At 73.6% G+C, this 13,384-nt stretch carries 14 protein-coding genes; 6 read left to right on the top strand and 8 right to left on the bottom strand.

What is annotated here, in order from left to right; all coding sequences use genetic code 11:
* Window positions 1-10: 10 nt before the first annotated feature.
* On the top strand, window positions 11-1,024 hold the full coding sequence (locus tag ACGF5G_RS04865) for an ATP-binding cassette domain-containing protein (protein ID WP_393259018.1): 1,014 nt from the start codon (window positions 11-13) through the stop codon (window positions 1,022-1,024).
* Entirely contained in the window at window positions 1,021-1,878 is an 858-nt protein-coding gene (locus tag ACGF5G_RS04860) for an ABC transporter permease (RefSeq protein WP_393259016.1), read from the top strand. The genes ACGF5G_RS04865 and ACGF5G_RS04860 overlap by 4 nt, the downstream gene beginning before the upstream one ends.
* A 61-nt stretch (window positions 1,879-1,939) precedes the next feature.
* Here the strand turns inward: ACGF5G_RS04860 and ACGF5G_RS04855 are convergent, their stop codons facing one another.
* From ACGF5G_RS04855 to ACGF5G_RS04845, 3 genes are all read right to left on the bottom strand, one after another.
* Window positions 1,940-3,253, bottom strand: coding sequence for a hypothetical protein (locus ACGF5G_RS04855; protein WP_393259014.1), 1,314 nt, complete (start codon window positions 3,251-3,253; stop codon window positions 1,940-1,942).
* The gene (locus tag ACGF5G_RS04850; protein ID WP_393259013.1) at window positions 3,250-3,774 is read right to left on the bottom strand and encodes a SigE family RNA polymerase sigma factor; all 525 of its coding nucleotides are present in this window, start codon (window positions 3,772-3,774) and stop codon (window positions 3,250-3,252) included. The genes ACGF5G_RS04855 and ACGF5G_RS04850 overlap by 4 nt, the downstream gene beginning before the upstream one ends.
* 92 nt (window positions 3,775-3,866) lie before the next feature.
* Entirely contained in the window at window positions 3,867-7,220 is a 3,354-nt protein-coding gene (locus ACGF5G_RS04845; protein WP_393259011.1) for an ATP-binding protein, read from the bottom strand.
* A gap of 286 nt (window positions 7,221-7,506) precedes the next feature.
* On the opposite strand from ACGF5G_RS04845, the gene ACGF5G_RS04840 reads away from it, so the two are divergent.
* Window positions 7,507-8,235 carry a DUF981 domain-containing protein gene (locus ACGF5G_RS04840; protein ID WP_393259010.1) on the top strand — a complete coding sequence of 243 codons (729 nt, stop codon included), beginning with the start codon at window positions 7,507-7,509 and terminating at the stop codon, window positions 8,233-8,235.
* A 64-nt stretch (window positions 8,236-8,299) separates the two neighbouring features.
* Here the strand turns inward: ACGF5G_RS04840 and ACGF5G_RS04835 are convergent, their stop codons facing one another.
* From ACGF5G_RS04835 to ACGF5G_RS04825, 3 genes are all read right to left on the bottom strand, one after another.
* Window positions 8,300-8,617, bottom strand: coding sequence for a hypothetical protein (locus ACGF5G_RS04835; RefSeq protein WP_393259009.1), 318 nt, complete (start codon window positions 8,615-8,617; stop codon window positions 8,300-8,302).
* A gap of 79 nt (window positions 8,618-8,696) precedes the next feature.
* Window positions 8,697-8,957, bottom strand: coding sequence for a hypothetical protein (locus ACGF5G_RS04830; protein ID WP_357703133.1), 261 nt, complete (start codon window positions 8,955-8,957; stop codon window positions 8,697-8,699).
* A gap of 17 nt (window positions 8,958-8,974) precedes the next feature.
* The gene (locus tag ACGF5G_RS04825) at window positions 8,975-9,661 is read right to left on the bottom strand and encodes a hypothetical protein (RefSeq protein WP_393259008.1); all 687 of its coding nucleotides are present in this window, start codon (window positions 9,659-9,661) and stop codon (window positions 8,975-8,977) included.
* A gap of 324 nt (window positions 9,662-9,985) precedes the next feature.
* Between ACGF5G_RS04825 and ACGF5G_RS04820 the strand changes: the two genes are divergently transcribed.
* Both ACGF5G_RS04820 and ACGF5G_RS04815 read left to right on the top strand, forming a co-directional pair.
* Window positions 9,986-10,207 carry a hypothetical protein gene (locus ACGF5G_RS04820; RefSeq protein WP_393259006.1) on the top strand — a complete coding sequence of 74 codons (222 nt, stop codon included), beginning with the start codon at window positions 9,986-9,988 and terminating at the stop codon, window positions 10,205-10,207.
* Between the two features lie 33 nt (window positions 10,208-10,240).
* Window positions 10,241-10,561 carry a GYD domain-containing protein gene (locus tag ACGF5G_RS04815; protein ID WP_393259005.1) on the top strand — a complete coding sequence of 107 codons (321 nt, stop codon included), beginning with the start codon at window positions 10,241-10,243 and terminating at the stop codon, window positions 10,559-10,561.
* Window positions 10,562-10,582: 21 nt separating this feature from the next.
* On the opposite strand, the gene ACGF5G_RS04810 is transcribed toward ACGF5G_RS04815, so the two are convergent.
* A complete protein-coding gene (locus ACGF5G_RS04810) occupies window positions 10,583-11,221 on the bottom strand; it encodes a TetR family transcriptional regulator (RefSeq protein WP_393259004.1) in 639 nt (212 codons plus the stop codon).
* Between the two features lie 81 nt (window positions 11,222-11,302).
* Between ACGF5G_RS04810 and ACGF5G_RS04805 the strand changes: the two genes are divergently transcribed.
* Window positions 11,303-12,238, top strand: coding sequence for an oxidoreductase (locus ACGF5G_RS04805; RefSeq protein WP_393259003.1), 936 nt, complete (start codon window positions 11,303-11,305; stop codon window positions 12,236-12,238).
* A gap of 123 nt (window positions 12,239-12,361) precedes the next feature.
* Here the strand turns inward: ACGF5G_RS04805 and ACGF5G_RS04800 are convergent, their stop codons facing one another.
* Window positions 12,362-13,288, bottom strand: a complete 927-nt coding sequence (locus ACGF5G_RS04800) for an S-4TM family putative pore-forming effector (RefSeq protein WP_393259002.1) — start codon at window positions 13,286-13,288, stop codon at window positions 12,362-12,364.
* Window positions 13,289-13,384 lie beyond the last annotated feature (96 nt).

Raw genomic sequence — 13,384 nt, 5'->3', positions numbered from 1 at the left:
GGTAGGGATCATGAATAGACGCAGCACCGGGCTGGCCGTCGAGGCCGAGGGGCTGACCCGCTCGTTCGGGGACACCCGGGCGCTGGACGGCCTGGACCTCGCGGTGCCCGCCGGCACCGTCTACGGGGTGCTCGGCCCGAACGGCGCCGGCAAGACCACGGCGGTACGGGTGCTGGCCACGCTGCTGCGCCCAGACGGTGGGCGGGCGCGGGTGTTCGGCCACGACGTCGTCCACGAGGCCGACGCCGTCCGGGCCCGGGTCAGCCTCACCGGCCAGTACGCCTCGGTGGACGAGGACCTGACCGGGTTGGAGAACCTGATCCTGCTCGGTCGGCTGCTCGGGCACGGCAAGCCGGCCGCGCGGCAGCGGGCGGACGGGCTGCTCGCCGCGTTCGGGCTGACCGAGGCGGCCGACCGGCAGGTCAAGAAGTACTCCGGCGGCATGCGGCGGCGCATCGACATCGCCGCGAGCATCCTCAACACCCCGGACCTGCTGTTCCTCGACGAGCCGACGACGGGGCTGGACCCGCGCAGCCGCAACCAGGTGTGGGAGATCGTCCGGGCCGTGGTGGCGCACGGCACCACGGTCCTGCTGACCACGCAGTACCTGGACGAGGCCGACCAGTTGGCCGGCCGGATCGCGGTGGTGGACCACGGCCGGGTGATCGCGGAGGGCACCCCGGGCGAGCTGAAGTCCTCGGTCGGTTCCGGCACCGTCCACCTGCGACTGCGTGACGCGCACCAGCGGCCCGAGGCGGAGCGGCTGCTGCACGCGGTGCTCGGCGTGCCGGTGCAGCTCGAGCCCGACCCGGTGGCGCTGACCGCCCGGGTCGGCGGCGAGGGCGGCGACCTCGACGCCAGCGAGCAGGCCGCCCGGGTCCTCGGCGACCTGGCCCGCGCCGGCATCGTCGTCGACAACTTCTCCCTCGGCCAGCCGAGCCTGGACGAGGTCTTCCTGGCCCTGACCGACCACGCCGCGGTCGGCGCCGACGAGCGGGACGAGCAGCTGGAGGCAGCCCGATGAGCAGCAACGCCACCACCACGGCCGGGCCGGCCCCGTCGGTCTACGTACCGTCGGCGGAGGCGCTGGCGACCGTTCTCGCGCCCGGCGCCCGGCCGTCCCGCCCGAGCCCGCTGTCGGCGTCGCTGACGTTCGGCTGGCGGGCCATGTTGAAGATCAAGCACGTGCCGGAGCAGCTGTTCGACGTGACGGCGTTCCCGATCATCATGGTGCTGATGTTCACGTACCTGTTCGGCGGCGCCCTCGCCGACAGCCCACGGGACTACCTGCAGTTCTTCCTGCCCGGCATCATGGTGACCAGCGTCGTGATGATCACCATGTACACCGGGGTGGGCCTGAACACCGACATCGAGAAGGGCGTCTTCGACCGGTTCCGGACGCTGCCGGTGTGGCGACCCGCCGCGCTGGTCGGCATGATCTTCGGCGACGTGCTGCGGTACGTGCTGGCCGCCGTGGTCATCCTCGGCGTCGGCCTGGTGCTGGGCTTCCGCCCCGACGGCGGGCTGCTGGGCGTGCTGGGCGGCATCGGCCTGCTGGTGGTCTTCTCGTTCGCGTTCTCCTGGGTCTGGACGTTCTTCGGCCTGGTGCTGCGCAGCGAGAAGTCGGTGATGGGGGTCAGCATGATGGTGCTGTTCCCGCTGACCTTCCTGAGCAACGTCTTCGTCGAGCCGGCCACCATGCCCGGCTGGTTGCAGGCGTTCGTGAAGGTCAACCCGGTCACCCAGCTCGTGGCCTCGGTGCGGGCGACGATGTCGGGGGCGTCGGACGCGTCGAGCACGATGTGGACGTTGGTGTGGAGCGCCGGGTTCGTGGTGGTCTTCGGCACCCTCACCATGTACCGCTACAACCGCCGCTGACCCGGCCGACGACGGGCACCGCCACGGAGGTGGGGGTGCCCGTCGTCGATCCGGTGGCCGCCTAGGAGTCGATCCGGACGGTGGCCGTGCCGCCGGCGGTGGCGACGCGTACCTGGGTGGCGTCGGCGGGTAGCAGCGCCGCACCACGCCCGGCGTCCTGCCACCGCCCGGCGCCGACCCGGTAGCTCAGCGCCGCGCCCTCGGCGACGACGAGGACGCCCTGCCCGTCCGGCAGCCGCAGCCGCACCGGCAGCGGCGCCTTCCAGTCGATGAACCCGCTGGCCGCCGGCTCGAACGGCGCGTCGCCGCGGGCGAGCAGGGCGATCGCGCGGGCAGGATCGTCGTCGAACTGGATGGTCTGGAGCAGCAACCGCCGACCGTCGGGGGTCGCACCGTGGACGACCAGCAGCGGAGCATCACCAGAGCGGTGGGCGCCGCCGCGATCCTCATAGGCGGCGAGCGCCTCCCGCCGCTGGAAGGCCTTGGCGATCGCGGCGGGGTCGCCGCCCCACACCTGTTCCGCCCCGGGCAACGTGTGGGTGACCCACCTCGGCTGTGGGCTGTCCTTTTCCTTGTCGGGGAAGAGGATCTCGTCAATGTTAGTGACCTCGACGGCGGTCGCCGTGCTGAACGGCACCCCGACCAGGGCGAAGGTCACCCTGTCGCGCTGCGACGGCACCGACAGCACGGCGGCCCCGTCCCGGAACGCCACCCGCTGGAAGGTGCGCTCGACGCGGCCGTCCGGGGCGTACCGGAACGTCGGTGAGAACTCCACCGGGTACCCGGCGTCGAGCACGACCAGCACGTCACGCCGCGGCCCGAGCAGCACGGCCGCCGAATTGCCGGCCATGCTGTCGTTCATGCCGCCCAACGCCATGACCCGCGGGCCGCTGGCGGTGGGCTCGACGAACGCGGCATAGCCGATCAGGCGGTCGTTGCCCGGCTCGGACACCATCCGGGTGACGGTGGCCCGCTGCGCGACGTAGGCGGCGGGCCCGGCCGGGGTGTCACCCGCCCAGACCACGTGCGGCTCGCTCCCGGCGTCGAACTCCTTGTCGCTCGTACGCTGCCGCCACGCCTCCCGGACCTGCCGCAGGTACTCCTCGTCGCCGGCCAGATCGCCGCGGGTGGGTCCGTCGAACAGCGGCGAGGCGACCTCGACCGCAACCTTGCCGGCCCTGTCGTCGGCGAGGTGGATCGCACCGCCGACGGGTACCGCCACCACGGCCGCGCACACCGCGGCCAGGACGGCCCGACGTCGCAGCAGTCGGCGACGCCCACCCCGTCGCACGTCGTCGAGCAGGGTCGGCGGGGCGACGAGGTCGTCGGTCACCCGGCGCAGGACGCCCTGCACCTCGCTCTCTTCGATGGTCATCGCGCACCCCTGGTGTCGGTCGGGACGGACAGGACGAGACTCGATCCGGCCAGCGCCTCCCGGAGGCGGGCCAGGCCCCGGGAGGCGTGGCTCTTCACCGCGCCCTCGGAGCAGCGCAGCGTCGCGGCGACGTCGGCGACCGACAGGTCCTCCAGGTAGCGGAGCACCACGGCGGCGCGCTGCCGGGGCGGCAGGGTACGCAGCGCCGCGACGACCGCCTGACGGAGCGCGATGTCGTCGGCGTGGTCCCGGGCGACCCCGTCGTTGTCACCCAGTGCCTGCTCCGGCCGCCGGCCCCGCCGCCGCCACCGGTTGATCGACCGGTTGACCAGGGCCCGCCGGGCGTACGCCTCCGGGAAGGCACACACCCGGCGCCAACGCACGTACATCTGCTCCAGCACCTCCTGGAGCAGGTCCTCCGCCGCGTGCCGGTCGCCGGTCAGCAGGTATGCCACCCGCAACAGCGCCACCGACCGGGTACGGACGAAGTCGTCGAACTCCGTGCCATGCGGATCTCGCATCTGGCCCTCCTGGTCTCTCAGTCACCAAGACACCGCGGAAGGCCGCGCGGTTTACCGGCTTCTGATGTCGACGATCGACGGGTGCCCGAGGGCTAGAGCCGCCAGGGGGGCGGCTCGGGCGGGAGGTAGCGGCAGGTGCCGCCGGTGGAGACGGTGTCGCGCAGGTGGGCGGCGAGCGCCGGGTGCCGGTCGTCGAGCTTGCGCAACACGTCGCGGATGCGGGCGGTCACCGTCTTGCGGGCGCGTTCCGCCTCGTCGCCGAGGCGGCGGCTGCGGCCCGCCAGCCCGGCGGCGGCGCGCAGCTCGGCGAGCAGGGCCGCCCGCTCGGCGTCGAGGGCGGCCACCTTCGCCTCGTCGTCGCGCCCGGCGGCGCGGTCGATCTCGGCGTCCAGCCGCTCCAGATGGCGCCGGTAACGGGCCTTCGCCTCGTCGTCGAGGACCGGGTCGCCGCCCATCCGGCGGGCGGCGACGAGCTCCGGCCCGGCGGCCGGGTCGAGCAGCTCGACCGCCGGCACGTCGACACCGGGCCGGGCCAGCAGCAGGTGCAGGTCGTGCAGGCCCTTGGCGTCGGGCAGGTGCACGACCGTGCCGGCGTAGGCGAGCTGCCAGACCGGGCCGTCGCGGCGGAATTCGTACGCCTCGACCGGCGGCTGCCCGACGACGGGCCCGGCGGACGGAGCCCGCCCCTGCGGCCCGGGGACCGCCGGCACGGACGCGACAGCCGGCACGGGCGCGCCGACCCGGTGCTGCCGTCCATCCGCGACGGCCGGGTGCTGCCGTGCCGCCGGGAGGTCCACCGGCCCAAGCGCACTGGCCGACCGGGCGGCCACCTGGTGCATGCCGAGCGCGGCGGCGTCCCGGGCGGCGGCGGCGCGCAGCGCGGTGGCGGCGGCCGCGTCGCCGGGGCGGTCGCGCCCGGTCAGCGCGTCCGCCAGCGCGGCGCGGGCCAGCACCGACCAGGGCCGGGCCCCCATCCGGTCGGCGGCGTCGCGGGCCGCGGCGAGCCCGGCCACCGCGTCGTCCCAGCGTTGTTCCGCCGCGTCGACGGCGGCGAGCCAGTGGTCGACCGGGCCGCTGACGTCGCAGCCGAACAACGCCGTCATCCACTGCCCACGGTGCGGCCGCAGCGCCTCCCGGGCCTCGGCGCAGCGCCCGGGGTCGCGGGTGGCGGCGGCGACCTGGGCGCGCAGCCGCAGCCACAGCGGCGCCACCATCCGGCTGTACGTCGTGCCGTCGGCCTCGATCCCGGCGGTCAGCCGCAGCGCCGTCGCGCCGTCGCCGCGCTCGGCCGCGGTGATGGCCCGAACGACCTGTAGGTAGGGGTGGTCGCCGGGGTCCAGCCCGTCGAGCAGGGCGTCGGCCTCGTCGTGCCGGCCCTGGAGCAGCAGCCACGACCAGCGCACGTGGTGGCCCATGAAGGCGGACTCGGAGTGGTCCCACTCGGACAGCTCGTCCAGCTCGGCGAGCAGCTCGCCGGCGCGGGTGAAGTCGCCCCGGAACCCGGCGATGATGCCGTCGTCGATGGTCGCGCCGATCCGGTGCCGGGCGTCGCCCTCGCGGGCTCCGGTGACGAACGTGGTGAGTTCGTCGTGGTATCGCGGATCGCCGAGTTCCAGCAGCGCCACCCAGCGCAGCGAGGTCGCCCAGAGCTGGGTCTCCCGGTCGCCGCTCCGGCGTGCCACCTCGCGGATCTCGGCGGTGATCGCGGCCCGGTCGGCGGCCGTGCCCAGGCCCCAGGTGGTGTCGTGCCGGGCCCACAGGCTGAAGGTGAGTGCCTCGTCGTCCCGGCCGCGCCGGGCGAGCGACTCGGTGGCGGTGATCAGGTCGGTGACGAGTGTGCCGGCCGCGAGGGTGGCCGCCGGCTCGCCGATCAGCCGCCGGTACGCCTCCCGCAGCAGGCCGTCCGCGTCGACGGTGGGCGCGGAACCGGACTGGTGGCGGTGCCGGTGGACGGTGAGGGCGACGCGGGCCAGCACCACCGGGTCGTCGACCGTCAGCGCCAGCGTGGCGGCCTCGGCGACGAGGTGTCGGGCCTCGACGCTGTCGCCGCAGTGGTGCAGCAGCTGGCCCAGCTCGACCATGATCTTCACCCGCCGGGTCGGGTCGTCGGCGACCTCCAGCGCCCGGCGGAAGTGGACGATCGACTCGTCCACGGCCAGCCGGCCGCTCGCGTCCCGGGCGGCGGCCACCAGCAGCTCGGTCGCGCGGGCCGGTTCGAGCGCGTCGCCGGCGAGGTGGGCGTGGCGGGCCAGGTCGGCCGGGATCAGCCGCTCGGCGAGCGCCGCCGACCCGTCGACGGCCCGCACGACGGCGGCGTGCCGGGCCCGCCGGTCGTCCTCGGTGAGCCCGTCGTAGAGGGTCTCCCGGACCAGGTCGTGGGCGAAGGCGAAGCGACCGCCGTTGCGGGCCAGCACGAGCCGGGCGGTCACCGCGCGGTCGAGGAGGCGGTCGACCTGCGCCGCCGGGGCGCCGGCGGTGGCGGCGAGGACCTGGCGGTGGAACTCGCGGCCCAGCACGGCGGCGACGGTGAGCAGGTCGGCCACCGGCGCGGGCAGTTGGGCGAGCCGGCGCCGCACCGCCTCCCGTACGCCGGGCGCGATCGTGCTCACCTGGCCGTCGGCGCGCCACAGCCGGGCGGTCTGCTCCACGAAGAACGGGTTGCCGCCGGTGCGCCGGTACACCTCGTCGACGAGGTCGGCATCCGGCTCGCGGCCGGCCGTGCGGGCCATCAGCGCGCCCACCTCGTCGCGGGACAGGCCGGTGAGGGTGATGCTGGTCGCCTTCGCCACCAGCGGCATCAGCAGCGGGCGCAGCGGGTGGTCGGCGGCCTCCACCTCGGCGTCACGGTAGGTGCCGACCAGCAGCAGCCGTTCGAACCAGGTGTGCTGGGCGGCGAACTGGAGCAGCCGCATCGAGGCCGGGTCGGCCCAGTGCAGGTCGTCGAGGACGACCACGACCGGCCGGCGCTGGGAGACCGCGACCAGCGCGGTGGTCACCGCGTCGTAGAGGTCGAACTCCTCCCGGTCGCCCTGGTCGTCCCCGCTGCCGTCGGCCGGCCCGCCGATCGCCTCGCGGATCGTCTCGCGGATGGCCCGGTCGGCCGCCGCGCCGGTCGTCTCGCCGAGCAGGGCGGCCAGGCCCGGCTCGGCGGCCTCCCGCGCCACCGCCCAGTCGTCGGGCGAGCGGCGCAGCCCGCGCAGCACCTGCACCCACGGCCAGTAGCCGGGCGCGCTGTCGGAATCCCAGCAGGCGGCACCGACCACCAGGGCGCCGTGCTGGCGGGCCTCCCTCGCGGCGGCGGTGACCAGGGTCGTCTTGCCGATGCCGGGCTCGCCGGCGACCAGGACGAGGCCGCCGTGGCTGGCGGCCGCCCGGTCGACCTCGGCGCGCAGCAGGCCCGCGGGGTGCGCCCGCCCGATGACAACCTCGCCGAACCGCGGCTCCATGACGCCCCGACCGTAGCGGAACCGTCGGACATCCCGCCGCCACCGACCCGGCGAGCGGATCGTCTGGCGGCGGGCTTCGTCGGCCCGCGCCCGGTCAGCGGGCGTCGGTACCACGTGGGAGCAGCCGGCGCAGGCCACCCGACCCCGCTCGGCGTACCAGCGGCAGGCCCTCCGGCGGGTCCGGCGTGGCGTTTCCGTCGCGTGATGGTGGGAACTCGCCGTGCCGCCCGCTTTGTCGTGCGGTCGTGTCGACCTGCGTCGAGAGCGGCGAACGGAGGGAGACGCCATGTTCGAGACATTCGCCCAGGAGGACTTGAAGATCGACTGGGCGCAGATGCCCACCTACAACACGATCATGGCGCTCGCCGCGGGCGTCGGCCTGCTGCTGGTCGTGGCCCTCGGTTGGCAGATGATGAAGGACAGACCGCTCGCCACCGAAGGGTGGGCGATCGCCTTCGCGATCCTGGGTACGATCCTCACCGTCACGGGCCTGCACATGACGCTGACCTGGCCGCTGGCACCCGGGGGTTTCGCCTTCGACAACATCATCTTCGGCGAGCCGTCCCTGGGCTTCGGGGTGCTGATGCTCGGCGCGGCAATCATCCTGTGGCGGCGGGGTGAGATCTTCGCCGAGGCGTCGCTGGAGAACGGCGGCATCCGGACGGAGCAGGCGCGGCGACTGCTGTGGCCGATCTCGATCTTCGTGTTCGCGCTCGGCCTGGCCTGTTTCGGCATCGCGGCAGCCGGCTGGACGTACACGCTCTTCGCGGCACCGCCGCAGGAGCCGATCTCGGGGGAGTTCGCGGAGTACCCGGAGGTCGAGGCCGCCTTCATCTCCGGCCTGTACGTCCTGGTGGGGATCGGCTCGGTTCTCGCCCCGTTCGCCCTGCTCAAGCTGAACCGCGTGCTGCTGGGCATCATCGGCGTGGTGTGGGCGATCGCCGGCGCCATCTTCACTCTGTTCGGGGCGTTGAACTACTTCACCCACATCGGGCTGATCGTCAACACAATGTGAGACCACACCGTCATCACGACGCGGCGGACGACGACCCCGACGGCGACGTCGCCCACGGCGGCGGTCAGCGGGCGTCGGTGACCACGTGGGAGCAGGCTGCGCAGGCCGCGCGGCCCTGCTCGGCGTACCACCGGCAGGTCCGTCGGATCGCGCAGCGCGGCAGGTCGGCCTCGGCCGGGCCGGCGGTGTCGCTGTACGAGGCGGCGACCCGTTCGCCGAGACCGCAGTGCTCGCCGGTCCAGAAGCCGCACTTCGCGGTGACGCATGGGCCGGCGAGCCGGTAGCGGGACTCGACCGGCGTGTCCGCGTCGGTCTGGGCGAGGGCGACCTCGGCCGGGAGCGGCGGCGTGACGTAGGCGACCCGGCCCGCCGGAGTGATCATGCCGAGGAACACCGTGGCGTTGGCCGCGGGAGTGCTCGGGCACATCCCTCCGGCGGGTCCGGCCGGTGGACGGGGTCCGTCACTTCTGCATCCAGAAGCCGAGGTCGTTGATCTTCTGGCCGAGCTCCTCGGCGAACGGGCCGTCGATCAGCCACAGCCCGTACCACTCGGGCCGGAGCTTGATGTTGGCGTGCCCGACGGCGAGCGGGTTGGTCAGCTTGCTGCCGGCCACGGACAGCGCGTTGAGGCCCGCCTTCTGGATCTCGCCAGCGATGAGGCTCTGCTGTTCGGTGGTCAGCTCGACGCCGTCGACGACGAACCGGAATTCGCTTCGTGCCATGTCCTTACCTCCACAGATCAGTACGATTCGGTCCGCAGCCCGTGCCGCAGACTCGCCCTGGTGAATGCCGCCCAGCCGGAGCGGGAGGCGGGGTCGGCCGCGAGCCCGGCCCGGCTCGCGTGTGCCCGCCAGCTGGTCGCGTCGGCGGCGCGCAGCCCCCACAGCTCCCGGCAGGCGGTGACGGCGAACGCGACCTGCTCGGCCGAGCCGGTCCAGCCGGCGGGGCCGTCGGTCACCCGTAACGCGCCGCCGGCCTCGACGCGGACCGACGGGAAGTGGTGGTGCAGGCTGGCGAGGGTGGCCAGGTGGGCGGCGTCCACCCGCCGGGCGGCGAAGGCGTCCCGCGTCTCGTCGTCGCGGCTGATCCGGATCGTGCACAGCGTGAACGCGTCGCCGTCCGCGCTCACCGTGCCCTCGACCTCCACCGGCGTGCTCCAGCTCCGGGGCGAATTGGCCGACCAGAAGGCCAGCCAGGCGTCGAGGCGTTCGTGGAAGTCGGCCTGGAAGCGGGCCGGCCCGCCGGCCAGCCGTGCCGTGGCGACCCGGTCCCGGGCCACGAGGGGTTGGGTGGGTCGCGCCGGGGATGCGCCCCCGGCGGGTGGTGCGGCGTGCGCGGCGCTCGCCCCGATGACGGTGACCGCCGAGGCCGCGGCGGCACCGAGCAGGATCCGCCGCCGGGACGGTGAGGTGATGGGATTTGTCATGGCCCGCCTTTCATGGACGGCCTTTGCCCGTCACGCTATCGACCGACATTGATCAGATGAATCGCCGCTCTATCGGTAGGCCGACATGAATTCCGGTGATCGACGGCGGCGTGGATACGGGTCTTGTGCTGCCGGTCGGCTTTGTGTCCGGACCGCGTCGGATGCCCGCTTCTCGCTCCCTGTCGAGCTGCCCCGTCGGTGGGACCACCGACCCCGCCGCCGAACGCCCGCGCCCCCGCCGCGCCACCCCGACCGCCCGCCGCCCCGTCGCCAGCCGACAGCGTGGCAAGGACTAGCCACCGGTGGACCGGGTACGCGCGGCGCATGGGTAGTCACAAGGACAACAAGCATGATCCCGGCGGCGAGTCGGCGCGCGGCCGGCAACATCCCGGCAGCGGCGCGCGCGGCCACCAGGGCTCGTCCACCGAGCACTCGCCGAAGGCCCGCCACCTGCGCACCGCCAGCGGATCGGCCGGCACGGAACGCGATCAGGGCCGGGCCAAGGTCGAGGGCGCCGAGCGGATCCAGCGACAGGGCACGCGCTGAGGCCCGGCGATGGGTGTGGGGAGGTGATGGCGCGTGGGCAAGTTCCTGTTGAAGTCGACCTACACGTTCGACGGGATCAAGGGGCTCACCGCCGACGGCGGCAGCAAACGTGTCGAGGTCGTCCGAAAGATGGTCGAGGGTGCCGGCGGGCGGATGGAGTCGATGTACTTCGGGTTCGGCGCGGACGACACCTACGTGGTGTGCGATCTGCCCGACCACAAGACCGCCGCCGCGCTGGCCATCGACATCCGGGCGGCGGGCGGGGTGGACACGCGTGTCACCCCGATCCTGACCGCCGAAGAGATCGACGAGGCGACCCGCGAGCGAATCGAATACCAGCCCCCGGGCCGCTGACCGAGGTGGACCCGCCGGCTCCTATGACGACGCGGGTGCGCCGGCGGCTCGCCGTTCGACGGCGTCCAGCGCCGGCGCCATGACGGCGAAGGCCCGGTCGGTGAGGTCGGCGGGGTCTTCGGCGCCGTCGTTGTCGCTCCAGCGTTGCAGCACGGTGTCGAACGCGCTCAGCGCCATGCCGGCGGCGAGCTGCGGGTACAGGTCGGTGCCCGGGTCGAGCCCCAGGCGGCTCTCCAGCACCGCCGCCAGGTCGTCGCGCCACTGCGCCTGGCGTTCCAGGAAGCGTGCGAGCAGCGCGGGAGTACGCAGGATCAGCTGGACCACGCGCAGCGCCCTGTCCGGGTGGTCGGCGCACGCGGCGATCGGCACCCAGACGGCGTGCCGCAGCGCGACGGACGGTCGCTCGGCAGCGGGACGGGCCGCCAGCTCCGCGCCGATGTCGGAGCCCATCCCGGTCAGGAACTGGACGACGACATCCTCCTTCGACGCGAAGTAGCGGAAGAAGGTGCGCCGGGACACGCCGGCGGTCGCCGCGATCTCGTCGATGGTGACCACGTCGAACCCCTTCAGCGCCAGCAGCTGAAGCGCCGCTTCGGTCAGCTCGTCCGCGACGAGCTGACGCTTGCGCTGCGCCATGGTCACTTCCGGGTGTTTGCTCACCCGCCAATGATAGGCGATGACACTGGCGGCACCCTGGCTCTCTATTGACACTGAGTGCCATATGCGGCGATGCTGTGCCGCATGATGCGGAATCGCTGGACCGCCGAGCGGATGCCGGACCAGACCGGCCGGATTTTCGTCGTCACCGGGGCCAACAGCGGCCTCGGCCTGGCCACCACCCGGGCGCTCGCCCGCCGGGGCGGACACGTCATCCTCGCGGTACGCGACGAGGAGAAGGGCCGCCGGGCGGTCACGCAGATCGCCGCCGAGCACCCCGACGCGAGCCTCGACGTACGCCGCCTCGACCTGGTCGACCTCGACTCGGTCCGCGCCTTCGCCGACCAGCTGCGCGCCGACCATCCGCGCCTGGACGTGCTCGTCAACAACGCCGGCGTGATGGCGCCACCCCGGTCGCTGAGCGCCCAGGGCCACGAGCTGCAGTTCGCCTGCAACCACCTCGGCCACTTCGCGCTCACCGGGTTGCTGCTCGACCTGCTGACCGCCGGACGCGACCCCCGCGTGGTCACGGTGAGTTCGATCAACCACCGGCAGGGGCGGCTCCGGTTCGACGACCTCACCGGCGAGCACGGCTACTCGCCCATGGCCTTCTACAACCAGTCCAAGCTCGCCAACGCCGTCTTCGGGTGGGAACTGCACCACAGGCTGACCGCCGCGGGCAGCCCGGTCCGCAGCGTGCTCGCCCACCCGGGCTACACCGCCACCAACCTCCAGACGAGCGCGCCGGTCGGCCCGTGGCGGGTCGTGCTCGGCCGCCTCGGCAACCCGTTGTTGGCCCAGGCCCCGGCCGTGGGCGCGTTGCCACAGTTGTACGCGGCGACCGACCCGACCGTGCGGGGCGGCCAGTTCATCGGGCCGGACGGCCTTGCCGAACTGCGCGGCGGACCGACGCAGGTGCGGTTGTCCCCCGCGGCGACCGACGCCGAGACCGGTCGCCGCCTGTGGGACCTGTCCGAACAGGCGACCGGCGTCCGGTTCAACCTCCCCACCACCGCCTAGCGCCGGACCCACCGCCCCGCAGCCATCCCCGCCCAGCGTCCCGACCCGATCGCCGACGCGGCCGGCGGGTGCGCCCCTCGTCGGGCGGGTCCGCCGGCCGGCGACCGGGTTGGCGCGGACGGGTCATTCCGGTCGCGGGACCGGGCCGCGGGCATTCAGCAGCTCGGCGAGGCCGGCCATGGCGGCCTGGAAGTCGGCGCGGTCGCTCGGGTGGTACCGCCGGAAGAACCAGTCGGGCACCCGGGCCTGCACCTGCCTGGTCTGGAAGATGAGGTCCTGGACCTGCCGGGCGAGGACCAGCGACTCGCGGCTCGCCGTGGCGGTGTCGCCGCGGGGGACGGCCGTGACGATGTGACGCTGCACGATGGACAGCGCGCGGTCGCGCTCGGCCGCGATGTCCCGTTGCCCGCGGTAGATCTCCAGACCGAGGAACAGGGCGCCCAGCGACGGGACGAACCACCGCGTCAGCAGATCGGAGACCGTCAGCCCGGTCACCGCCGCGAACACGACGCCGGCAGCCGTCCACGCGCTGACGCCGGCAAGCACGGCGTACGCGTAGCGGCGGCGCAGCCGGGCGCCCCAGCCGAGGTTCTGCTGCTGGCAGGCCAGCACGTCGTACGGGTGGGGCAGGGGCGGGATCTCGTAGTAGTCGCGGAGGTACTTCTCGTCGCCCCGGAAGGCCCGCTCCAACCGGCTCACCTCCTCCGCGCCGAGCTCGTCGCCCGCGGCCACGGCGTTCCAGGGCAGACCGAAGAGGCGTACGTCGAACATCTCCTGAAGGACGGCGGCGCGCCGGATCTGGCCGCGCGACCAGGAGGCGAGACCGACCGCGTTCACCAGCGCCCAGAGCGCGCCCACCGCGGTGACGGCGGCGCCCGACACGCCGGTGAAGGCCACCGCCGCCCCCGCCACCCCGAGGGCGACCGAGAGCCCCATCCGCAGGTTGTCGAGCCGCTGGGCGCGGGCGTGGCAGACCGACATCGCCCGCAGGAGGGCCATCATCTCGGGCTGGATCTGGCGCTTGAGCAGGGAATCGTTGCTCTCCGTCATCGCGGCCTCCCAGTCGGGTGACCGATTCTATATCCAGCGGTCTAGATGTGACCGACCGTGCGGGATGCGAGGCTGAAGGCGATCTAGCGGTTACCT

Source organism: Micromonospora sp. NPDC047730 (assembly GCF_043204765.1).
Taxonomy (GTDB): Bacteria; Actinomycetota; Actinomycetes; order Mycobacteriales; family Micromonosporaceae; genus Micromonospora.
The sequence above is the reverse complement of the archived record's forward strand: the minus strand, read 5'-3'. Positions and strand labels throughout refer to the sequence as shown.